Source organism: Candidatus Neomarinimicrobiota bacterium, assembly GCA_018647265.1.
Classification (GTDB): Bacteria; Fidelibacterota; Marinisomatia; order Marinisomatales; family TCS55; genus TCS55.
In genome coordinates this window covers 1-24,523 of record JABGTK010000122.1, presented here as the reverse complement: position 1 = coordinate 24,523, position 24,523 = coordinate 1, and the positions used below count along the sequence as shown (strand labels likewise).

Sequence of the window (24,523 nt, the reverse complement as noted above, 5' to 3'; positions counted from 1 at the left end):
TCATCCCCACCTTCCTCCCGGTTATCCCGGGCAGTCTCCTTAGAGTCCCCACCATAATGTGCTGGCAACTAAGGATAGGGGTTGCGCTCGTTGCGGGACTTAACCCAACATCTCACGACACGAGCTGACGACAGCCATGCATCACCTGTAATTATGTCTTTGAGCAAGCTCGCAGAAGACTCTGCTTTCACAGAGCTTTCATAAATATGTCAAACCCAGGTAAGGTTCTTCGCGTTGCATCGAATTAAACCACATGTTCCACCGCTTGTGCGGGTCCCCGTCAATTCCTTTGAGTTTCAGCCTTGCGGCCGTAGTCCCCAGGCGGAGTACTTAACGCGTTAGCTCCGATAGTGAAGGGGTCGAATCCCCCACCACCAAGTACTCATCGTTTACGGCGTGGACTACCAGGGTATCTAATCCTGTTCGCTCCCCACGCTTTCGTCCCTCAGCGTCAATATTGTGCCAGAATGCTGCCTTCGCCATTGGTGTTCCTCCTGATATCTACGCATGTCACCGCTACACCAGGAATTCCACATTCCTCTCACATATTCTATCTTACCAGTTTTGATCGCAGATCATCGGTTGAGCCGATGGCTTTAACGATCAACTTGGCAAGACGCCTACGGACCCTTTACGCCCAGTAATTCCGGACAACGCTAGCACCCCTCGTATTACCGCGGCTGCTGGCACGAAGTTAGCCGGTGCTTTCTTGTGAGGTACCGTCAAGTCTGAACATTATTTACATCCAGATTTTTCTTCCCTCACGACAGATCTTTACACTCCTAAAAGCTTCATCAATCACGCGGCGTTGCTGCGTCAGACTTTCGTCCATTGCGCAAAATTCCCCACTGCTGCCTCCCGTAGGAGTCTGGGCCGTATCTCAATCCCAGTGTGGCTGATCATCCTCTCAGACCAGCTACCGATCATAGCCTTGGTAAGCCGTTACCTTACCAACTAGCTAATCGGGCGCAGGCCCATCTTGAAGTGCGAGCCGAAGCCCGCTTTAACAGCATCTTCCGAAGAAGTCGCTGCATTATTCGGTATTAGTCCCGGTTTCCCGGGGTTATCCCAATCTCCAAGGCAGGTTGCCTACGAGTTACTCACCCGTTCGCCAGTTTAATAATTCCCCGAAGGGAACGTTCTCCTTGACTTGCATGTGTTAAGCACGCCGCCAGCGTTCGTCCTGAGCCAGGATCAAACTCTCCATTGTATGTTTGATTCTGTACTGTCTTTGTCACCCCGTTAGGGGCGACTCTCAAATCCAATTAATTGGACCACGCATACCAAATTTTCAAATATCAAATAATGCTGTCTTAGACAGCCGGCAATAATACTACATACTTAATAATTTCTGCAATACATTTTTACAAAATAATCAATTTATTTTATTATAAAATCCGGCACATTGTAATCCATGAATCTCTCAATAGGTAATTTAGTCGTTACCCGTCCTGTGTACCGCCTTATAAGCTTCCGGTTTGAGATATCAATATCGTGGACCGATTTCCACATGCTTCCGGCATAAAGACCTATTGCGATTAGAGCCGGCGGAATCAAAGCTGTCCCGCGACTAGATCTCAAATTTACATTCTCAGGAATTCGATATCCTGCAGATGAATGAAACAAACCATTTTTTGTAACCAAATCACCAGAAAGAGGCACAATATTTTGACGATTTCCCGTAATTGACAATCCACCTTTTTGGACTATGGCCGGCATTGAAAACATTGCCGTATATAATAATAATGATGCACTGATTGATCCGACTGCATTTTCAGTTTGTTTCAAATACACAAACCCTCCCCCTGGAGCAAGGGACGACAATAATGCTGGTGTCTTTTGTTTTAGTGGTGCATTTTCTGCTGTTTTAATTGCCTTATACCACGGTCTAATTTGTTTAGAATAATGACTAAGCCTGAAGATGGCTTCTGCTGCCTTAAATGATTGTCTTGACTTAGTCCACTCCAATAATTCAAAATGGGCATAAGCTCGGAAAATTAAATCATAGGGATCATCTGCATTTTCAGTGGTATCTAAAACTCCCTGATAATCTTCATTTATAAGTGAAATATAAAGAAGTTGATATTGAGCCGCATTGACTGCAACCGATTCTGATTCATTTTCATGAAGGATTCTATTGTAATAATTTTTTGCTAAATCCCAATTCTCCAATGATTCGTAACATTTCCCAATTTGAAAATAGGCAGCCATTTCCAATTCATCTTTTGGATATCGGTACAAATATTGGAAATAACTTAAAAGAGCGCGCTCGTAAAATCCCTCATCATATAAAAAATTAGCAAAGTTCACCAATTCCTGCCGCTGAAATGATGTATAACCTCGCCATTCCGATTTTATATCCTCAGGGCTAACATATTGCTTCTGCGCCCATGAAAAACTAACCACCATATAAAATATGGCCAAATACAATATAGTGGATTTGGATTGTAATGTAGTTTTCATACCTCGGAACCGGAGGCTAATATAAAGGAGAAAAAGGGGAAAGTTAAAGACTAAGCGGAGCGGCGGTGTCGGCGCATTAGGGGCTTTTTATCCCGGAGAACAAATTCTTTTGTAATTGTAATTCGGATCACGCGATCTTCAGAATATTCGGGGAGATGAAACATCAAATCCAGCATAGACTTTTCCATGACTGACCGGAGGGCTCTGGCTCCAGATTTACGTTCAATCGCCAATTCAACAATCTCTTCTAACGCTTCTTTTCGAAACTCCAAATCAATGCCTTCCATTCGGAATAATTTTTTATACTGTTTAATCAAGGAATTTTTTGGTTCAATCAATACCCGCATTAAAGCTTCTTCATCCAAATTTTCAAGCGTTGTTTCAACCGGCAACCGACCAATCAATTCCGGAATAAAACCATATTTAACAAGATCTTCCGGGAGGACCTCCTTTAGAATTTCATCTTCTTTTTCTGTTTTAGCTAACGATTTTGCAAACCCGATTTCTGTTGAATTAATACGTTGGCTAATAATTTCCGAAAGGCCATTGAATGATCCACCGCAAATAAATAGGATATTTTTTGTGTCGATAGGAATGAGGCTTTGCTCAGGGTGTTTCCGCCCACCTTTGGGTGGTATTTGGGCAATGGTTCCTTCTAATATTTTTAAAAGTGCCTGCTGCACACCTTCCCCAGAAACATCGCGGGTAATGGAAGGACTGGAACTTTTACGTCCCACTTTATCAATTTCATCAATATATATGATCCCAGCTTGGGCTTTATAAATATCATAGTTTGCGATCTGAAGTAAACGAACCAGAATATTCTCTACATCCTCGCCAACATATCCTGCTTCTGTTAAAGTTGTGGCATCAGCAATGGCAAAGGGTACAGCTAAAAACTTGGCCAATGTTTCAGCAATCAAAGTTTTTCCCGTCCCGGTTGGGCCTATAACCAGAATATTACTTTTATCCAGTTCTACATCATCTTCTGATTGATCAGAAAGAATCCGTTTATAATGATTGTAAACTGCAACAGCGACAGTGCGCTTAGCTTTGTCCTGACCAATGACATATTGATCTAAGTAAGCTTTTATTTCTGAAGGACGGTGGAGTTTTGGTCCAGGTTCACCAGTTTCTTTGGTACCAGAACCCACGGGCGTAGATATGCGCATCGCTCCCATTATTTTCTTTCGGATAGAATCGTATCAATCAAACCGTATTTTTTAGCTTCCGCAGAACTCATGAAAAAATTTCGGTCCGTATCACTATTAATCTTTTTGAGAGTCTGCTTTGTATTCTTGGCTAAAATTTTATTGAGAGTATTCTTTAATCTAAGGATTTCATCTGCCTGAATTTTAATATCCGAGGCTTGTCCCTCAGCGCCGCCTAACGGTTGGTGGATCATGATACGTGCATTTGGCAAAGCAGACCGCTTTCCCTTTTTACCACCAGCCAAAAGGAATGCTCCCATGCTGGCAGCTTGCCCCATACAGATTGTGGCCACATCAGGTTTAATATAATTCATGGTATCATAAATTCCCATTCCCGAGGTAATGATGCCGCCGGGTGAATTAATATAGAGATAAATATCCTTTTCACTATTTTCAGCTTCTAGAAAAAGAAGTTGAGCTATAATGACTGAGGCCACGTTATCATCGATGGGTGTACCTAAAAATACAATACGTTCTTTCAATAATCGGGAATAGATATCATAGGCCCGTTCGAAACGGCCCGTTTGCTCTACCACCATAGGAATCAATTGGTTCATGGAATCTTTATTCATAATTACTTCGCTTTTGTCTCAGATTGGTTACGGAGGTCTTTTGTCTTCACTTTAACCTCTTTGATTTTCGCAAATTCCTGTAAATAAGCCAAGATTTTCTTTTCCATTAAATCATCTTCTAAACGTTGACGATTGCTTGGCTTTTTGAAATATTTATCTAACTCCGAAGTATGCTCTGGATTGGTTTCTTTGCGTTGGTCGATTTCAGATTTTACATCATCTTTAGACACTTCAAATTTCTGTTCGGCAATGATCGCATTTCGAATTAAATACCATTGAAGGTTGCGCTCCGCTACCGGTTTATACATTTCTATTACTTTTTCTTTATCCACTTTCCCAGGATTATTTTTTATAACATCCTCTACCATATGGCCTAAGTATGATTCGGCCATTGATGGTGGAAATTCCGGATTCACATGTTTAATCATGGCATCGGATAACTGCTGATCTAATGCTTCATCTGCTCTACTGGCGTATGCTTTTTCCAAACGGTCTTTGATACGGCCGCGATAGTCATCCACATCTTTTGCTTCAGGATCTGCCATTTTAATATAATCTTCATCAACCTCTGGTAAGACTTGTCGCTCTACATTTTTAACAGATAATTCAAATGTTCCCAATGTTCCTTGTTCATCCATGGGTACAGAAACTCGAGTCGTTTCACCTGGCTTTACACCTGTCAGTTTCTTCTCATTATCTCCGTCAAAGGGGGATTGGCCTACCTTTATATAACGAGTTTCTAATTTTTTACCAATTATTGCAATGCCCGATTCATCTATTTCCTGAAGGTCACAAATAACAAAATCGTCTATCTTTGCACCATCCTCTACGGTTTGGACTTCTGCGTGTCCCTGGCGAACTTCATCGATAGCAAGATCAATATCCTCATTGTCAGTGATATAAACCGATTTTTCAACCTTAAGGCTTTTTTTCTTCAGTTTTGGAATAATTACTTCAGGCTCAATTTCAAAAGCAACTTTAAATTTGAAATGTTCCCCATGATGAAAATGCACATCGCTGACACTGCCCATATTCACAGGATTAATTTCATTCTCTTTTAATGCTTTTAAATAATATGTATTGACAGAATTTTCAACAAAATCAGCTTCGATGGAGGGCTGAAACTGGTTCATCAATACTTTACGTGGCACTTTCCCAGGACGGAAGCCAGGTAGTTTTATACGTTTTGAAAATTTCTTAATTGCTTGTTCGAAATCCTTTTCGATTTCATCCCATGACATTTCAATGATAACCTCACGGGCGAAAGTATTGATTTCTTTGAGTTCGATATTCACGATATTTCCTTGAAAAATTGAGCGGGAATTTACCCTTTAATTTTCATTTCAAAGTGTCATTTTTGCTGGATTAATATTCAACTATTTACCACTAAAGTTTGTTATAAACATGGTACCGCGATAGATTAAATACATACCGCCAATTTGGATGATGTGAAAAATATCATTGGAATTAAAGTGCTTATGGAAGCCATATTTTGTAACGGTAAAAGATGAGCCCAAAAGTGTAACAAAGAATCCCACAAAGATCCATAACGCCCCATTATCGCCCTTACCTAACCAGCCGTACAGCATAACGCCCATTACAAATATGACACTAGGAATATATAATTTTATCGCATTCATTAAATCGTGATCAAAGTAGATCCAAATAGTAAAAAGAAAAATCACTGCTGTAATGCCCCACTTCCCATACTGCACTGAATCAAAGGGTAAAAAATAGTAAAGTGTCCCCATGAGCATTGCAAAAACTGAGAAACCAATTCCCAGCATGGTGAGTTTCCAAACAAAATCTCGAATAGTTTCGTTCTCAGGATAAATCGTGTGATAAATGGCGCCGAAGAATGCAGTGAAGGCGATCAAATAAAAATAGTTCGCGAAATGCCAATGGACTTCCATGAGTCGAACATTGAACCACATTTGAATTTCACGGGCAAACCAGATGCCGAATATCATAATTAATAAATCCGTAAAAACTGTCATTGGTTCATAAATAGGGAAACGAGTCATTGGAAAAACTACAATATATTCGAATCTAAATAGCTAAGGTTTCTTGGCTCGGAATTAAGAAGCTGTCACGCCCTTTATTAATTTCATGACCCTTCTTAGTCCTGTCCATACAGAAAAATAAATATTGGTCATTGTAAATCAGAAACACATAATTCACTTCTAATTCGCCTTTTTTGTAAAAGGGCTTTTTAACATCCAATCATTAAACTGTTCTGTTTTTTGTTTAAGCACAAGGCAGGTGACTATATCGCCTTTTTTAAGGATTGTATTATGGCCGACAGGAACTACTGACTTTTGGTGTTGGGAAATTAATGGAATCAGTAATCCTACTGCTGATTTACCAAAATATTTATCTGCTGCTATTTCGACTTCGGAATTGCATGTTAATTTTATTTTTTCAGTTTGTTCTTTCCGTACCCATACGGCCCATTTTTCCAAATCCATTGCACGGGCAAATGGTATTCTTCCCCCAATTTCATTAACCATTTCTGATGTAATTCCTTCATCATCCCTTTTTAGACCCACATAAATCCTAGAGACTTTTCCCACTTCTTTGGCTCGATTGGCAAACAGCATATTAACTTCTTCATTCTCAGATAAACCAATAGCTCCTTTCCGAAGATCAACAGCGGCTCTTAAGAGTACACTTTCTTCCATCCCATTACCATAAATGACTCTTAAATTTTCTTTTTCGGCCAAACGACACAGGCTGGGGTTTTCATCAATTAATACAATTTCTTCATTTTCCGATTGAAGCAACCTGGCCAATGCACGAGCAACCGCATTGGCCCCCAAAATAATCCATCCATTTTCACTTTTTCTTTTTAATCCTAATAATTGAGCAGCCAAGCCACCGGTCAATCCAGCAGAAAGTACAGTTACTGCAATTAGTAAAAATATCATCGCCCTTAATTGGGAACCATCCACTCCATTCTTTTCAAGTTCAATTGCAAAATAAGATGCCACGGCAGCTGCCACAATTCCTCTGGGAGCAATCCATGCCAAAAGTGCTTTTTGTTTGATTGTTAAATCAGAATTAATTGTTCCAAAAATGATATTTAATGGCCTTACAATAAAGACCAATGCCAATACAGTATATAGTCCACCCATGCCCAATGAGTACACATCGAACATCCGAACATCCGCTGCGAGTAATACAAATAACATCCCAATCAGCATGACGGTCATCTGTTCTTTGAATTCCATCAATTCTCGGGTGACAAGTGTTTTACGATTGCCCACTACCATTCCTGCAATGGTTACAGCAACAATACCACTTTCATGGCTCAATACATTTGAAATTTGAAATAGGGCAAAAACTAGTGAAAGTGTAAATACATTTTCTAACCCTTCAGGCACAAGATTTCGAATCCCCAAAAGCCAGGCAATAATGAAACCACCAATTATTCCAATAAGTCCACCAACAAATAGACGCCCTAAGATAATGAAGGGACTTGCTAAGAATGTGAATCCAGATGGACTTAAGACTACTTCTAAAGCAACCACTGCAATGATGGCGCCGATAGCATCTAAAAGGATGCCTTCCGCTTCTAACAATGTTGCCACAGATTGACGCAATTTTATCCGTCGCAACAGAGGATTAATTACGGTAGGCCCTGTAACTATCACCAGCAATCCAAATAAAACAGAGGTACTCCAATCCCATCCTAAAAATAATTTTGCCGATAGAGTGCCGCCAATTGCTGTAATAATTGCACCCACAGATATGAGTGACTTTATAGTTTTCCCTTCACGTTTCAAACGATCAAAACGGAGATTCATGCCACCTTCAAACAAAATGATAGCTACAGCAAATCCCACAATAATCGGTAACGCTTCACCGAGTGTTTCTGGACGAATCATATTTAGACCATCGGGACCGGCTAGAACACCGCCGGCAAGCAACAATACAATACCCGGAATTTTAATATGGCGGGCGGCCGATTGAGCAATCATCCCGAGGGCTAAGGCTAAAGCAATGGTAAAAGCAGGATCATTCATGATGATTTCCTTGCGCTGCAGTAAATACAGGTATCCCCAACCTGAACGTGGAAGCCACATTCGGGGCAATCCCATTCATCTGTTTCAAGATCATTGTATGCATCTTCCGATCGGTTGGATCTGGCGATCAAAGCAGCAACACCTATGAAAATAGCGATTAGCAAAAAAAGAAGAAAAAGTGATGCACCCATAAAAGAATTTACTCATATCAAGCGGTTTTAGGATTCAATTGATTTATTCCACAAGCATTCTGCTTGTCCGACTCTGGAATGGATTGATTATAAAGAATGTATTATTAAACGATTTGAAGGAAAATAATAAGCACATTCAAAACATGAACCGTGAGACAAATCGGGCAGGCGACTTTCAATCGGAATAAACCATAAATTAAATACAATCCAATAATGATGAAAAAGAACCCCATATATAATGGTATACTTTTATCTACCAAATCTAATGGGACACCTAATAGTGCAAAAGTATATCCCATCATAAAAATCGCACCCACCAACGCATTCGAGGCACCAATTATTCGACCATATTTAGAATCTACAATGGATGTACATTTCCCTGAATCCAATTCACAAAAACGAGGAACCCACCATTGTTGATTAGAAATCCATCCACGGTACACCCAATAGAAATATAAAGAAAACGCCCCGCTGACAAATGCCAACAGGGCGCTGAAATAATAAAGCGTTGCGTTCAAGCTACTGCTTTAAGCGATAAACAACGCCTTCAACTGTACTTAAAAACTTATCTACTTGTGAGTAAGTGTGAAACATGTATTCCATCTCTTCATAGGTATCAACTGGATAAGACTCTGCATCATAATCACGTAAAAAGTTAGATTCCATTTTGACAATCATGTCACGCAAAACCTGCTTGGGCAATTCCTTTTCACGAAGAAAATTTACCTGCAAATTGATGTGACCATCGGATGTCATATGAAAGATGGGAAGCATACCAAAATCTGAGTCACAACGAAATGTAAAAGTGCCATGACCGTCACCGCGCCCCCAAGACATTTCACTGGCATGTGTTTCAGAAAATTCAATAATTCGTTCACAAATTTTTGCAATCTCCCGTGAGCAATTATTCCGTAAATCTTCTACAAATCGATTTTTAGTCCATTTAGACATAATTATTTTTTCCTCAAATCTTAATAATATGACGCGAAAATCAAGGAGAATTTAATCCTTTTTTACCACAGGTAAAGAACTCGATTTGAAATTTTTAGAATGGGAATGGAATATTTAATCCTTCTAAACTAAAGGTTATGCGCATACGATCTTTTACCCAATTCCAATCTTTGGCGGTTTTTTGATCTGATTCCCAACTTTGGTATAGTGGTAATATGATTGGACCAAATTTGAGTCCAACTGCTGTAAATGTGTCCATGTAATCATCGCCCCCTGCAATGTCAATAAAAAGAGGGATATTTGGAGAAATATTCACACCCCACGAAAATCCGGTTGAAGAATGCGTTAAACCATAAATATGATTGTTTCTATTAACATGGACTGAATTATCCTTGACCAATCCTCTTAAAGCAGGACCATGTTGGATATATTGTCTATTTAAAACAGTTATACCCGACTGACCGGTTCGATCAAAAACCACCGATGTAAAATTCGGGTCTACACCACCACTCAAATAGGTACGATATTGGTTGGGTACATTTTTATCATTCAAGAATGATCCGGCCCAAAATCGGATATCCGTACCATGCTTTTTTGAGAATTTTAATTTCAAGTTGACTTCTGTCCAGGCAGAAGAGAACCCTTCTCCTGCTTGAACACCAATGTCGAAGTTGGACTGTTTCAGGATACCATCCAATTTCCTGGATAAACTATATTTGATTGATGCTGTGCCATGATTTCCAAACGTATAAATGTCCGAATCAAATGCATTGCTGTCCAATTGTGCAAAATTAATAACGGCCGAAATTTTACTTTTCGATTCGTTCTTTCCAAAAGACCCATTAAAATCTATTTCAACCCCTGTACGACCTTCAAACTGGGAAGCTTTTAATTTCAATCCTGATTTCTTAAATATTTCGTTAGGGTCATATTTTTTATTAATAGAAAACTTTCCCACCAACTTACCATTTTTCATATCCAACATGGGTCGAATGGTGGAGATTTTATCATATCCAAAAATGAATCCTTTATAAAGTATCAATCCCGGCGTCCATCCATTAAAATAATTATAACTGAACAACCATGGCGCATAATTTATATCATGATCATAAAAAGTTGGCTGATCCCATATCCAGTTAAAATGAACTTCCTTCCGAGTAGAATTATTGGTGCGATTCACATCGGGCATATGTTCATCTGGATCAATGATGGCATACCATGTTCCATTTGGGCCATCGAAGGTTGTACGCCACTCAAATCCCTCTATCCAGCGCCGTTCCAATACTTTGTGATTATTGCCGAAAAAGACAACTTCTACTGGTGTTTTCAAATTACCATTATTAGAGATTATAAAGCGATTTCTCTTTTTCTGGATTGAAAAGTCAAGGTAATCGGTTGTATTGAAAACACCATCAAAATACCAACTTAAATCTTTATCCGTATGCTTTTCAAAAATAACACGAACATCTTCAGGATAGGGATGTCTGAATTTCCAAGTTTCATAATAGTTCTGCATAATTTCATCCATTTTTTCCTCACCCAAATAATGCTGAAGAAAACGGGTAAAAACGGAGGTCTTGTTATAATTCAATCCATAATTGCCTCCTTTATATTCATCTGCTTTGAGGTTCAGTGGTTGTGCATCAGGACTTTTTGCTGACATGGCATAAGAGAAATATTCGAAAAAACTAAATTTTAAATTCTTCGCAATTCCCAATTTATCTTGGACCAATTCACTAATGACAAAGCGTTCATTCTGATCGGCATATTTATCCTGCCAATATCGGATACAAGTATATTCATTAAATCCTTCATCCATCCAAGTGTGATACCGTTCATTACTCCCGAGGATGCCATAAAACCAATTGTGTCCCACTTCGTGCATGATGACCATTTCTAACATGTGTTTGCTGGGCATGGATGCGATAACAGTAATATTTGGATATTCCATTCCACCGCCAGCAGACATATCGCCATCCACAGCGGTGATGTGATTATAAGGATAGTCACCATAATAGCGACTGTACCAATAGCCCGAGTCATGGAGATACTCGATTGAGTTCCGCCACTGTTCAGCATTTTTTGGAAGATAAAAAGACCAAAGAGTTACTGCATGCGTTGAATCAGTTAATGACAATTCTCCTTTTTGGACGAGCCACTTCTTATCGGCAAACCATGCAAAATCATGAACTTTCTCTTGGTGAAAATGGAGTGTCTTCATTCCAACATTTAACGTATCGGACTTCTCTTCTTTCATCTCCCCTTCAATTTTAGATGTAGTCCATTTCTCAAAATCTTCCTCTGGTAAACTATGTATCGAATCGGTAACAGTTGTTAATGAATCCAACCATTTATATTCTGCTTCACCATTAATCATATCCCCTGTGGCCATGATTCGATAATCTTTTGGCAATGTGATTTTTACATCAAAGGAACCAAACTCACTATAAAATTCTCCCATATTTAAATAGGGCATTGGGTGCCATCCCTTGTGGTCATACACTGCCGGTTTCGGATACCATTGTGTTATTTCATAATGCTGGCCAGTATGACCCAATCGAGAAAATTGATTCGGAATTTTTACAAAAAAAGGTGTTTCAATTTGGACGGATTCACCAGGATTTAAGGGTGTATTCAGTTTTATTTTCACCACATCAATCCATTCGGGATGGGATTCCCAATTGACTTTTTTTCCATCAACGGAAAAGTCCAGACTGTCTATAAATCCCCTTTTGGCAGAATCTGCTCGGGCAAATTTTGACTCGCTTCCTTTCTGTTTCGCAAAGGCAGTTGAATCATTTTTATAAGCATTGGGCCAAATGTGAAACCAGATAAAAGATAAAGTGTCAGGAGAATTATTTAAATAATTCAACTTTTCATAAGCGGATAAAGTATGATCTTTATCATTGAGGGTTACCTCAATGTCATAATCCACGACCTGCTGAAAATAGTCAGATTCTTGGGCTGATATAATTGAAATGAAAAATATGGATATGAATATCCTGGAAATAAGTATCCGTCGCATGAAATTCTCCGTTTGATAGAATAAGAAATTACTTGCCTAATTAGATAATGGGATAGGGAAAAAGTGGTCAGTCTTTTATGCCCTTTATCCGCGGCTTCACCTGGCTGAGTAATGCAGGGAGAAACGTAAGATCTCCCACTAGGGCCGATAGAATGGTTATGGCCGAAAGTGCACCAAACTGGATTGTGGGTGTGAATTCCGAAACGAGAAGAACTAAAAATCCAGAGACCAAAATGGCCGTGGTGGACATCATTGCAATGCCCGTACTCATTAATGTTGCATCATTAGCTTGACGATAATGGCAGTCTGCTTCCGATAATTCCATTCTGTATCTCGTCAAATAATGCAGTGTATCATCCACCGCAATTCCAAATGCTATAGCGAATGTCATAGCTGTACTGGGCCGTAAAGGAATTTGAAAAAAGCCTAGAACTGCCGCCATAATCATCATGGGAATAATATTGGGTAAAATAGAAATAAGAGCCATTTTTACACTTCGAAATAGAAAAACCATGAGTAGTGTAATGACGCCAAAGGCAATGAGGAAACTCCCCGCAAGGTTGTAAACGAGATAATTGTTTGTGCGCAGTGCAAGAAATGCAGTTCCTGTGACTTCCACAGTTAATCCGTTTGGTACAACTGATAAAATAAATTCATTAATCTCTTTTTCCATTTCAGCGCTACGGCGTGAATCTATATCTTTAATCTGAACAGCAATTCGGAGTTTTGTATAATCCACGTTCATGAGTGATTCGAATTCACTTTCATACAATAGCATATATTGGGAAATCATATTGCGGGATTCGGGTATTTTATAAAATGAAGGATCACCATCATTCATGGCGCGGTGAATTTCTTTCATATAATCGGAGACAGAAATGACCTTCCCCACTTCAGGAATCGTGCTTAAATATTGGGATAACTCATCCATGAATGTTAGTACTTCAACATCCTGAATATCCTCGTAGGGACCAACCTCATCAATTTGAATAATGACCTCTACGGGAAGGACGGCACCCATTCTTTCTTCGGAAAAATGCATATCATCCAAAAGCTGATTTCCAGGTCTCAAGTCTTCTAATAGTTTGGAATGAGGATTCATCTGTACAGCACCAAAAATGCCAATTACACAAATTAACAACCCAACATAAATAATTCGTTTCGGGTAAGCGCGGACAAATAGAATAATCTTGTTAATGATTCTCATCCGAAATCCCTTAGAGTAAGCATCCAATTTGGATTCGGGAGTGCGCTCCAAAATCATGAGCATCGATGGAATAAATAGAACTGTAATAATAAAAGCGAAAAGAACGCCGATGGCAGTAAAAATACCAAACTCTTTTACAATTTCTATATTTACAAAGGATAAAGCACCAAAACCTATAGCCGTCGTTAAACTGGTGAGTAAAATGGCAGTACCAATTTTTTTCACCGTTTGAAATAACGCTTCACGCCGGTGGCCCACAGCCTTAAGTGTATGAAAATATTTCACCAAAAAATGTACTGAATCGCTTATTCCAATAATCATGAGTAAGGTGGGAATCATATAAGAAATAATGTTTACTGTTACCCCGAAGGCAGTCATGATTCCAATGGTCCAAATGATGGTTAACCCAACTACAGTCAAAGGTAGCAGAAGTCCAATCCATGATCTGAAAAGGAAAAATAAGAGAATAATCAGCATAAATAAAACAGGACATAGAAATTTTATATTGTCGGCAATCATATATTGAACATACCGTGTCCGAATAACAGGCAAGCCCGCTTGGTGCCACTCCCAATCCACCCCACTTTGATTTTGATCAATTTCCTTAAGGATACGCTCGCGGCCTTTATGTTCGTTATAATCCCTATCCACTTCAACTAGGATTGCGGCCACTTTTCCATCTTCAGAAATAATATAATTTTTTACCAATTCTGAAGACATGATTCTGTTTTTAGCTGAAAGTAGTGAATCGGTTGATATAGGAATTTCATCATAAACAGGCTGAAGTAAGTAATCACCGCCTTCAGTAAATAATTCAATATTGGTCAGGCTTGTGGCCGATTCTACTCCTTCAATTTCTTCAAGACGTTCTGTTAATGCCTTATTTTTAATGAGATTATTGTGGGAAAAAGGATCATCAGATTCATAGATCAAAAAGATAACGTTATCCACACCGGCAAATTCTTCGCGAAATGTCATAAAGCGATCGATAACTGGATCATCTTGACTGAAAAGTTGCTCAATAGTGAAATCCATTTTCAATCCAGGGAGATAACTTCCTAGGATTAACGTAATCATAGCCAAAAATGATAAAGTGTATTTTGGATGGTCCAAAAGTTTATGAATGAGTTTTTGGGTAGCTTTTAGCATTTTGAAATAAAAGTGGTGAGAATGGGTCGCAAATTTATGGGCTAGATGTCCATTAAAAAAGCCCCTCCAAAGATTTGAAGAGGCTTTTTTAATTAAGGACGAAAATCTATTTAAAGATTATCAGCATTTTCGCTTAAGTATTGAGCAACGCCTGCGGCTGATGTTTCCATGCCAGAATCACCTTTCTGCCAGCCGGCGGCACAAACTTGGCCATTGGCTTCAAAAAATTGAAGTGCTTCAACGATGCGAACCACTTCATCCATGTTCCGACCCAATGGTTCATCATTCACTATTTGATGACGGACAACACCATTTTGGTCAATTACGAATGTAGCACGCATGGCAACACCGCCGGGGTAATAAGAATCACCACCGTCAGTTTGAATACCGTAAGCTTGGGAAATGGAATGATCCATGTCAGCAGCTAAAGTATATTTCAATTGGCCAACACCACCTTTATTAATTTCAGTATTCCGCCAAGCAAAGTGTGTATGGTGAGAGTCGATGGACACGCCCACCACTTCTACACCGAGTTCAGTGAGCTTATCCATACGGTGATCCATAGCAATTAATTCCGATGGACATACAAATGTGAAGTCCAATGGATAAAAGAAAACGACAGCATATTTGCCATCTCTAGTTTTTGAAAAGTTGTAATCGCCAACGATAGTATCATCTGGCAATACAGCCTGTGTTGTAAAATCCGGTGCTTGTTTTCCTACGAGTACACTCATGATTATTTCTCCATTATTATTTGTGTTTATTACATGTGCCAATGATAGTCATCTCCACTTCATCAACTGCAAATTTGAATTTCTTTTTAACATTTGATCGGATATCCTTATCTATTAATTGCACATCAATTAAATCACCGCAAACCTTGCATTTGAGATGATCGTGATGATCTGTATTCCAATCGTACCGTGCAATGTTGCCATCATAGATTACACGCACTGCGCCATCATCCTCCAATTGTTTCAGATTTCGATACACCGTACCCAAACTAATATTTTGGATTTCTTTCTTGACTCTGTGAAAAATCCAATCTGCGATAGGGTGAGAATTTGTTTTATAAACAATTTCTCGGATAGCTTCTCTTTGACGACTAAATCGCATGTTTTAAAATAGCGCTAAATAGGAATAGTTCCTATTATTGTTTAATTCTATTTAAATAAAAAATAAAAAGTAATGTAAATTTCAGTCAGGATTTTTCTCAACTAATTAAAGGAATAATATTATGGCTGAATTTACATGCGAACATTGCGGTATGGGTGTTACTGGTATGAATTGTGCAAAATGTGGAAAAGAACTGGTACATGATCACATCACGAAGGATGACGGTACCAAAGTTGGCGTGGCTAAATGTCCAGATGGATGCGGCATGATTAAGTCCCCCATGTGCTGTGGGCAAGATATGAGCTGCAACGTTTAAGCTAAACTGCAAAAATCAATGAATTAAACCCCCGTTTAAATAATTTTTGAACGGGGGTTTTTATTTTATAATATTCATTAAAATATAAATTTGTAAAACGAGCACAAGGATTGCAATTAATGTTCGCAGCATTTCCATTGTATGGTTATGCTTATCCAGCCACCGTTCTAATTTATTCCGTTTTTCTTTTTGTCCGGTCATGAGTAGAAAATAAAAAAGCCCCACGGTTTCCCATAGGGCTTTTTCTATAGACTGATTTTAATTTTTAGAAGCCCTGTACTTTGGCAGATTTTTTGTAAATCTGGAAAACGAGATGCCAACCAAAAACGATCATTACCAATAAGACACCATATCCTTCTAAATAATGAGATACACCAACCGTATGTTCATTTATCATAGTCCAAATTAAAGGAACAGACATATATGTATTATGTTTTGATCGTAGGCCTGCCATCCCAGCATCAGCAGGATCGGGCGCTTCACCATTTTTAATTGCTGCAATTATTCGCTGCTGTGCGGGCCAAATTCTGAACCAAACATTGAAGGCCATCATCGAACCAAACATGGCGCCAACATGGATATTATAGGCTCTGTAATCAACCATTTCAGCGACAAAGATCAAGAATCCTAAAACACCAGCAATACCAAAAAAGCTAATGATTGTTGCTACGCGCGTATTTTTTGCTAATGGACTTTTATAAAAGGCGTCATACACAAACACCATCAAAAATGGTAACAAATATGCTAAATGTTTAAATTTACTGGCTGATTCACCAACACCTAATTCCCTAAACATAGAATCGTTTAGGCTCATCCAAAAGATGAGTAGCATTAATACCAATCCAGTAATCCATGTCCATGCAGCACCCCATCTAAAAAAGTATAAGGTTCTTGGCATAATTTCCGGTATCACCTTTTTCTTGGTGTCAGCATCCATCGTTGCGACAACATGACCATTGATCCAGTTGAAAAAATAAAGCAAGCCGATCCAGAGAACACCTGCGATTATATGTAACCATTTAAAAATGGGTGTAATGAATTCCATCAATTCCTCCTAATTATGTAAAAATATTGGGTTGCGAATCTTACAAAGTTACGATGGGTATAACTATTTTTTCAAGCTGGACGATGCATTAAGCATTGGGATACGGAAATAATTCCGCCAATGATTTTACACGACCGTAATCATCTTTATACATGACGTGTTCTCGTTTGAATTGAGTATAATTATTCAATCCCGAAGCAGCGGCCAATGAGTTTAGTCCATTTCGAATCGTTATAACGTAATTCAATACACGCCACTGCTTTTCATCCACGACCAATGCTTTCTGGTGATCGCGATCGGTGGTAGCCACACCTACAGGACATTTATTGGTATGGCATTTTTGGGCGCCAATACAGCCCACTGAGATCATCATTCCTCGGGCAATATTAACCAAGTCTGCCCCCATGCCCATGGCTATGGCAATTTTATCGGGACTGAATAATTTACCCGAGGCAAAAACTTTTACGCGATCTCGCACGCCATATTTACGCAAAGCATTGTCCATGTAGATTAATCCCGATTTTATGGGAAGTCCCATGGTGTCGGCCATTTCTTGATAAGTTGCACCAGAACCGCCCTCTCCTCCATCCACTATGATTGCATCAGGACCTCGGCCCGTTTCTGCCATAACGCGGCAAAGTTCATCCCCAGAATCAGGACCACCCATAACCACTTTAATGCCTATAGGTTTCCCACCCAAATCCCTTAGTTCATCAATAAAATCAAATAATGTTTTTGTATCATTGAATTGCCGATGACGGTTGGGCGAGTCCACATTCTTCCATGGTTTTACACCTCGAATTTCTGCTATCTCGGGATTGACCTTACTCCCTTCTACATGACCACCGCGAATCTTAGCCCCTTGCGCCATTTTAATTTCGAACATTCTCACTTGCGGATTAGCAGCTTTCTCCTTGAACTTTTCAGGATTGAATTCGCCATCCTCAGTACGAACGCCAAACAATCCAGGGCCAATCTGCATAATCACATCACCGCCACCTATTGTATGATATTTTGCCAATCCACCTTCACCCGTATGTACCCATGATCCCGTGGCTTTTCCTAAACCTAGACTAATGGCACTAATGGCATTTTCACCCAATGCACCAAAACTCATTGCTGACATTCCAACGGGTCCATGAACGCGCCATGGAACTTTGCAATTTGGACCAATAACAATGGCATCCTCATCCGTCAATCTCCAAGGTTGAATTTCAATTTCCTCTAATTGTTCTTTCCTTGAAAACAATCCTTCTGTCCCCATATATCGACTTGTTTTTATTTTGGGTTCGCAAACTACATTCATTTCTTCAGAGAGTTTTGGAAACATATCGTTTTTTAAATACCATCCCGATTGATTGAAATCGCGTTTAGACCCAAAGGCGATGAGTGTTTTCATATACTTTCCAGCGACCACAATATTTGTAAAATCAGTACGGCTGAAAGGACGCCCCTCGGTATCGCTATCAAACATATACTGGCGCATCTCAGGGCCCATCATTTCAAAGATATAACGAATACGACCTAATAATGGGAAATTTCGTAGAATAGAATGCTGACTTTGGAGTCTATCTTTGATATACAAATAAATAAATAAAATGGGTGGTACGGTGATTACAACGATAAATACAGTCAACAGAATGTTGAGCGCTAAATTTTGAAACATTAGTATTCCTCTTTATTCAATTCAAATTCTTATTTGATGTTACGATTAGGAAATGAAAATTTCAATTTCCAATATTTTTTATTAGAAGGATATATCTTGTTCAATCATATACATATAAATTAGATTTTCAAGATGTTCTTTCAATTTTAACACTCGCTTCTGAACAAAATATTTCGAGGATTCTCCCATGACTGGTAAAATGACTATAGAAAAGTTTATTGAAGGCATACCCAAAGCAGAACTTCATTTGCACATCGAAGGTACATTTGAACCTGAACTTATGTTCGAAATTGCACACCGAAATAATATTCCCATTAGTTATAATTCGGTTGATGAACTCAAAAAAGCATACAACTTTAATAATCTCCAGGAATTCCTGGATATATATTATGCAGGGGCAAGTGTGCTTCTACATGTTCAAGATTTTTACGATTTAACTTGGGCTTATCTCACTAAAGTTCATGAACAAAACCTGATTCATACCGAAATATTTTTCGATCCCCAAACACACACAGATCGGGGCATACCTTTTGATACGGTCATCCAAGGAATCCACAGCGCATTGGAAGACGGTAAAGAAAAGTTGGGAATCACTTCCCAAATAATTATGTGTTTTTTACGCCACCTTGATGAATCATCAGCTTTTGATACACTAGAACAAGCATTACCTTATAAAGAATGGATTATCGGCGTAGGATTGGATTCATCTGAAATGGAAAATCCGCCATCAAAATTCGAACGTGTATTTGAAAAAGCAAGAGATGACGGATTTTTAACGGTAGCTCATGCAGGTGAAGAAGGTCCATCTGAATATATTTGGGAAGCCATTAATTTGCTGAAGGTTTCTAGAATTGATCACGGCAATCGATCCCTTGATGATGATCAATTAATTAAACACCTTGCAGAAAAACAAACACCCTTAACTGTGTGCCCCTTATCTAATCTTGCCTTAAAAGTTGTGGAAGATTTAAAGGATCATCCTTTGGTTAAACTAATGGATGCAGGATTAATGGTTACCATTAATTCAGATGATCCGGCCTACTTTGGTGGCTACATGAATGAAAATTATATTGGAATTGCTAAAGCGTTAGACCTATCCAAAAAACAAATTACCGAACTGGCGAAAAACGGTTTTAAGGCGAGCCTTCTTTCCCAACCCAAAAAGGATGAAATGATTCAAGAAATTGACTTTTATTATTTAAATAATTGAACCATTATTTAACAATTAGAATTGGGCATTTACAATTCTCCATCACTGTTAATGGTTTACTTCCTTGAAAGAATTTTTTGATAGGATTACGCCTGGAAGAGCCCATAACGATAATATGATTATTACCAGCCACATCCACAATAATTTGGGAAGGGTCGCCAGTTTTAAATACATTTTTTGCTTCAATTCCACTGCGTCTCATAAATTTAGCTGCCCGCTCCGCGGCTGCTTGATATCCATCGCCAAAATTATTCGTTTTACTGATTGTCAAAATATCAACACCAATATTGAATGCCTGCGCAACACGAATGCCATACTTTACCGCCCGGCGGGTACCAGGTGAATCATCCACCGCCAAAAGGAGTCGGTAATCCTGATTTGGATTATATTGGTTCACAACAAATATTGAACTGTCAATATATTGAACTAGGTCATGGGCCATCCTGCGTTTTCCACTTCCGCCCATAATTGTAACATCATAATTCCCAGTTTCGACTTCGTCCCTGAGTTCGGCAATAATGTCTCCATTTCTCAAAATCAAGTTTACATTGTCACAAAGTGTTCCTTTCAAATAAACTTCTGATCTACTTCCACTTGTTTCTACCAGCATATTCTTAGGAAATCCCGCTTCAATTTCCTTTTGTTGGATAAATTCTTTTTCCGCCAAATAAGAGAATGCCCATTCCAGCACATCAACACCAGGACGGTCAAAATTCCAAGATTCCATTCTTTCCTGTGCAAGCCCAACTACTTTGGTTGAGAATTCACTTACCTTTTCTCCTACATCTACAATTGTTGTAGAAGCATTGAATGCATGGGCGATTTTCATCCCAGCACTCAATGTAGGTCCTGAATATTCCTTGCTACTTACTGCAATTAAAATTTTCATATTAATCCAATATTAATTCCATTTTACCCGAAAAACAGCCAATATGTATTGGCATAAATAACTAGTAGAATAATGGAAACTAATCCCATTTTCCAACCGACTTTTAGAAAATCTTTCGCTTTTACCATTCCACTGGAATACACGATTGTACACGCGGGCGCTGCCACTGCAGTGAAATATCCAAATGCTGATGCGATGGCTGTAACCAATCCCATATGTAAAGTATCGCTTCCCAAATTCATCGTAATTGGTCCCAACACCGCAACGGTGGCAGAACTTGAGAGCACATTGGCCAAGGTTGTTGTCATTATTATTACAATAGTATCAGCTACAAATGGCATTGAATTAATAATCGGTCCGATAAAATCAACAATCGAACTTGCCAGCCAAACAGCTGCGCCAGTCGATTTTATATTTGACCCCAGCGATATGGTGGAACCAAACAAAATGATAACGCCCCAATGGGTATTCCTATTCAAATCTTCCCATCGGACAAAACCTGCCACAAGATATAACAAAACGCCCGTAAGTGCAATTGTGCCAAGGCCAACGGATTCACTCAGAACAACCCATCCTGCAAAAACCATTAAAAATATAAAAGCTGCTACTGTATTCCGACCGGTCATTTCTGCTGATTTTGCTACATGAACAACCAATTTTCTTATACCAGTATCCAATTGAGAGAATTCCGGTTTAAAGGTTTTTAAAAGTACCCATGAAACAATGGGGATTTGAATTAATACCAAGGGGTAGACGCGCACCATCCAATCTAGATAAGAGATGGACATATTTGCATCGCGGAGATAATCAATCATTATTACATTTCTGCCACCACCGGAAGGAGTACCGATGGATCCCACGAGGCACCCATAAGCAATTGAAAATAAAATAACCGCGGAAAGATTTTGGACCTTATGTTTATGCTCAGAAGTGTAATGGATTAAAGTCATCCCAATGGGTAGCATAATTGCCGCCACTGTATGCTCACCAATGAATGAAGCTAAAAGGGCCGAAATAGCTGTAAATCCAAAAACGATATTTCCCGTTTTATTCCCTGTTAACTTAATGATACCTAAAGCAATGCGGTTATCCCAACCCTGTTTTACAATGGCCACAGCCAACATAAGGGAGCCCATGATAAAGAAGACAGCATCATTCATAAAAGATTTTGCAATGGCATTGGCAGAACCAATTCCAAAATACACTTCTGAAACAAGGATATACATAGCAATTGCAGGTAAGGGAATCGGCTCTGTAATGATCAACATCAATGCTGTTATTACAATAATGATTGTGCGGTATCCTTCAATCGACAGACCTTCTGGTGTAGGTAGGAGGAGAAGGATTGCACCAATGGCCATTGTAATGAGAAACCATTTTTTTTGGGTGACCCAAAAAAGGAAATTAGTCAGAGATCGGTGTGAAAAGCCTAACATTTAAGAAGGTAATTTAGCATTAATGAATGGTCAGTGGTCACATTTACTCGGGATTCTCGATCCATCGTTTAATATGGCCCATTTCCAAATAGGAACTCGTTTTTTTAGTTCAGTAATGAAAAAATCTATGGCATTTAACCCTTCTCGGCGATGTTTGGACCAAATGGATATATGTAGACTGGCTTCACCCACTTCCACTCGACCAATCCGATGTCGACAAAATAAATCATGAATTGGATGCTTTTTACAAACTTCATTCGCCAATGAAGTGAGCTCTGCCTCAGCCATACCTTCATACTGTTCATATTCAAGGGCTGTGATTTCTTCTCCATGTTCTGTCGCTCGAACGCGGCCATTAAATACAAATTCTGCACCATCTTGCTTCCTATTATCTTCCGATGGAAAAGGGAGAATCTGTCCATAATTGATTTCGACAATGACCATTTAACCTCCTTGAACCGGAGGAATAAAAACAACCTCATCGCCATCTTTCAATTCAACTGATTGAATGGTATAAGATTGATTCACAGCTGTTCTTAAGATAATATCGTCGAGTTTTCCATTGGCCATTTCTCGAACTATTTTTTCTAAGGATTCAGTTGTGGTCCCATCCTCTAAATCTAATACCAATTTCTTTTGATCCAAGGCATAGCGCACAAAGGAAAAACATTTTATCGTTATAATCATTTCAATCTTTTCCATGGTAAAATATTGATAGTGATTTTTTCACCTACTTTCAAATGCCCATTTCCCGGTTCAGATTCAAGAATACAGTTGGCTTCCAGCGACGATGATAACATGTGAGACCCCACTTTTGCAGATGGTTCACAGACCAATTGTCCATTTTCAATCCAAGCTTTGCCAAATAAGAATCGATATTTTACTTTTTCTCGCGGAAATGTTTTTTTCAAAATCGCGGTTACTTTTTTCGATTCTTTTTTTCCCATGATGGTTTCAATCACGGGCCAAACCCATTCCATAAATCCGATATAGGATGAAATAGGATTCCCCGGAAGTCCAAAAATTAATGTGGAATTTCCAGTTCCAAAAAAGAGTGGTTTACCTGGTTTTTGTGCTACTTTCCAGAAATCTTCTACTACGCCTAATTCCATAAAAACATCTCGAGCATAATCATATCGCCCCATAGACACGCCACCAGAAGAAATAATGATATCACAGGTTTTCAGCGCTTCGGATAAAAATGTTCTCAAGGAATCTTTATCATCTTTGATCACATTACGCATGACGATTTCACCGCCGGCTTTTTCTACCAATTCGGAAAACACATATAAATTTGAATTATAAATCTGTCCTTCTTTTAATTTATTCCCCGGTTCTATCAATTCATCTCCCGTGCCAAAAATCGCAATCTTTGGTTTTCTCGCAACTTCAATTTTCCCATATCCAAAGGTGGCCATTGTCCCAATTTCATTGGGGGAAATTCGCACTCCTTTTTCAATTAGAATTTCTCCTTCTTTAATTTCTTCTCCCATTTTTCGAATGTGTTTTCCTGGCGAAGCTTCAATCCTAATTTGGACAGATTCAGCGTCAGAAAATCCACTGCTATCTTCCACCATGATGATGGCATCGGCACCATTGGGGATTTTTGCGCCAGTCATACATTGAATGCATTCTCCTTCTTTTAATTGAATATCACTTGGAGTGCCCGCAGAACTGACCCCAACTAACTTTAATATGACTGGGTTTTCTGGCGTAGCATCCTTTGTATCGCTGGATAAAACGGCAAACCCATCCATGGCTGAATTATCAAATTGTGGTGACGGAAATGTGGCTACAATATCTTGCGCAAGTATGCGATTTCCCGTTTCAGATAATGAAACGGATTCTGTTTCCATCGAGAAAATGTGATTTGTAACGATTGATTTTGCTTCTTGTAATGGTATCATAAAATTCCTTTTATTAAAGATAGGATGGCTATGATGATAACGCTACCCATGACTTTTTGAATTGTTTTCGCTTCGAATTTGACCGCACCTAAATAAGACCCACCCAATCCACCCATTAGCACTGCAACTGCTAATGGCAAAATA

Annotated in this window: 23 protein-coding genes and 1 rRNA gene; 2 read left to right on the top strand and 22 right to left on the bottom strand. The window is 39.0% G+C overall.

The annotated features are described in order from the left end of the window. The 14 genes from HN459_07485 to HN459_07420 form a co-directional block, all read right to left on the bottom strand. Positions 1-1,208, bottom strand: a 16S ribosomal RNA gene (locus HN459_07485); the annotation flags it as partial. 172 nt (positions 1,209-1,380) lie between these two features. Further along, positions 1,381-2,463 (bottom strand): hypothetical protein, encoded by a 1,083-nt coding sequence (locus HN459_07480; GenBank protein ID MBT3479287.1) that lies wholly within the window; start codon positions 2,461-2,463, stop codon positions 1,381-1,383. A gap of 50 nt (positions 2,464-2,513) precedes the next feature. Next, positions 2,514-3,644 carry an ATP-dependent Clp protease ATP-binding subunit ClpX gene (gene clpX / locus HN459_07475; protein ID MBT3479286.1) on the bottom strand — a complete coding sequence of 377 codons (1,131 nt, stop codon included), beginning with the start codon at positions 3,642-3,644 and terminating at the stop codon, positions 2,514-2,516. After that, positions 3,644-4,246 (bottom strand): ATP-dependent Clp endopeptidase proteolytic subunit ClpP, encoded by a 603-nt coding sequence (gene clpP, locus HN459_07470; GenBank protein MBT3479285.1) that lies wholly within the window; start codon positions 4,244-4,246, stop codon positions 3,644-3,646. The genes clpX and clpP overlap by 1 nt, the downstream gene beginning before the upstream one ends. A 2-nt stretch (positions 4,247-4,248) precedes the next feature. Further along, entirely contained in the window at positions 4,249-5,541 is a 1,293-nt protein-coding gene (gene tig / locus HN459_07465) for a trigger factor (protein ID MBT3479284.1), read from the bottom strand. Positions 5,542-5,622: 81 nt separating this feature from the next. Continuing rightward, complete coding sequence (locus tag HN459_07460; GenBank protein ID MBT3479283.1) at positions 5,623-6,216, bottom strand: hypothetical protein; 594 nt, start codon at positions 6,214-6,216, stop codon at positions 5,623-5,625. Between the two features lie 213 nt (positions 6,217-6,429). Then, positions 6,430-8,271: a sodium:proton exchanger gene (locus HN459_07455; GenBank protein MBT3479282.1), complete on the bottom strand. Its 1,842-nt coding sequence runs from the start codon at positions 8,269-8,271 to the stop codon at positions 6,430-6,432. Continuing rightward, positions 8,268-8,462, bottom strand: coding sequence for a hypothetical protein (locus HN459_07450; protein MBT3479281.1), 195 nt, complete (start codon positions 8,460-8,462; stop codon positions 8,268-8,270). The genes HN459_07455 and HN459_07450 overlap by 4 nt, the downstream gene beginning before the upstream one ends. Before the next feature lie 104 nt (positions 8,463-8,566). Continuing rightward, the gene (locus HN459_07445) at positions 8,567-8,980 is read right to left on the bottom strand and encodes a vitamin K epoxide reductase family protein (protein ID MBT3479280.1); all 414 of its coding nucleotides are present in this window, start codon (positions 8,978-8,980) and stop codon (positions 8,567-8,569) included. Position 8,981: 1 nt separating this feature from the next. Further along, positions 8,982-9,413 carry a hypothetical protein gene (locus HN459_07440; protein MBT3479279.1) on the bottom strand — a complete coding sequence of 144 codons (432 nt, stop codon included), beginning with the start codon at positions 9,411-9,413 and terminating at the stop codon, positions 8,982-8,984. Positions 9,414-9,507: 94 nt separating this feature from the next. Continuing rightward, positions 9,508-12,438 carry a M1 family metallopeptidase gene (locus tag HN459_07435; GenBank protein ID MBT3479278.1) on the bottom strand — a complete coding sequence of 977 codons (2,931 nt, stop codon included), beginning with the start codon at positions 12,436-12,438 and terminating at the stop codon, positions 9,508-9,510. Positions 12,439-12,505: 67 nt separating this feature from the next. Continuing rightward, positions 12,506-14,794, bottom strand: a complete 2,289-nt coding sequence (locus tag HN459_07430; protein MBT3479277.1) for an RND family transporter — start codon at positions 14,792-14,794, stop codon at positions 12,506-12,508. A gap of 110 nt (positions 14,795-14,904) precedes the next feature. Then, entirely contained in the window at positions 14,905-15,528 is a 624-nt protein-coding gene (locus HN459_07425) for a peroxiredoxin (GenBank protein MBT3479276.1), read from the bottom strand. A gap of 16 nt (positions 15,529-15,544) precedes the next feature. Continuing rightward, positions 15,545-15,910 (bottom strand): transcriptional repressor, encoded by a 366-nt coding sequence (locus tag HN459_07420; GenBank protein ID MBT3479275.1) that lies wholly within the window; start codon positions 15,908-15,910, stop codon positions 15,545-15,547. A gap of 121 nt (positions 15,911-16,031) precedes the next feature. Between HN459_07420 and HN459_07415 the strand changes: the two genes are divergently transcribed. Continuing rightward, entirely contained in the window at positions 16,032-16,226 is a 195-nt protein-coding gene (locus tag HN459_07415; GenBank protein ID MBT3479274.1) for a hypothetical protein, read from the top strand. A 265-nt stretch (positions 16,227-16,491) separates the two neighbouring features. Here the strand turns inward: HN459_07415 and HN459_07410 are convergent, their stop codons facing one another. Further along, positions 16,492-17,271, bottom strand: coding sequence for a hypothetical protein (locus HN459_07410; GenBank protein MBT3479273.1), 780 nt, complete (start codon positions 17,269-17,271; stop codon positions 16,492-16,494). Positions 17,272-17,359: 88 nt separating this feature from the next. Next, on the bottom strand, positions 17,360-18,937 hold the full coding sequence (locus tag HN459_07405) for an FMN-binding glutamate synthase family protein (protein ID MBT3479272.1): 1,578 nt from the start codon (positions 18,935-18,937) through the stop codon (positions 17,360-17,362). Between the two features lie 199 nt (positions 18,938-19,136). Between HN459_07405 and HN459_07400 the strand changes: the two genes are divergently transcribed. Beyond that, positions 19,137-20,147: an adenosine deaminase gene (locus HN459_07400; GenBank protein MBT3479271.1), complete on the top strand. Its 1,011-nt coding sequence runs from the start codon at positions 19,137-19,139 to the stop codon at positions 20,145-20,147. Between the two features lie 4 nt (positions 20,148-20,151). Here HN459_07400 and HN459_07395 read toward each other — a convergent pair whose 3' ends face one another. The 6 genes from HN459_07395 to HN459_07370 all read right to left on the bottom strand — a co-directional run. Further along, positions 20,152-21,036 (bottom strand): universal stress protein, encoded by an 885-nt coding sequence (locus HN459_07395; protein ID MBT3479270.1) that lies wholly within the window; start codon positions 21,034-21,036, stop codon positions 20,152-20,154. A gap of 23 nt (positions 21,037-21,059) precedes the next feature. Then, the gene (locus tag HN459_07390; GenBank protein MBT3479269.1) at positions 21,060-22,472 is read right to left on the bottom strand and encodes a DASS family sodium-coupled anion symporter; all 1,413 of its coding nucleotides are present in this window, start codon (positions 22,470-22,472) and stop codon (positions 21,060-21,062) included. A gap of 30 nt (positions 22,473-22,502) precedes the next feature. Then, positions 22,503-22,916, bottom strand: a complete 414-nt coding sequence (locus HN459_07385) for a molybdenum cofactor biosynthesis protein MoaE (GenBank protein MBT3479268.1) — start codon at positions 22,914-22,916, stop codon at positions 22,503-22,505. Next, positions 22,917-23,159 (bottom strand): MoaD/ThiS family protein, encoded by a 243-nt coding sequence (locus tag HN459_07380; protein ID MBT3479267.1) that lies wholly within the window; start codon positions 23,157-23,159, stop codon positions 22,917-22,919. It abuts the gene before it with no gap. After that, positions 23,156-24,379: a molybdopterin molybdotransferase MoeA gene (locus tag HN459_07375; protein ID MBT3479266.1), complete on the bottom strand. Its 1,224-nt coding sequence runs from the start codon at positions 24,377-24,379 to the stop codon at positions 23,156-23,158. The genes HN459_07380 and HN459_07375 overlap by 4 nt, the downstream gene beginning before the upstream one ends. After that, positions 24,376-24,523 (bottom strand): hypothetical protein (locus tag HN459_07370; GenBank protein MBT3479265.1); only part of this gene is annotated, 148 nt, incomplete at its 5' end. The genes HN459_07370 and HN459_07375, both read right to left, overlap by 4 nt.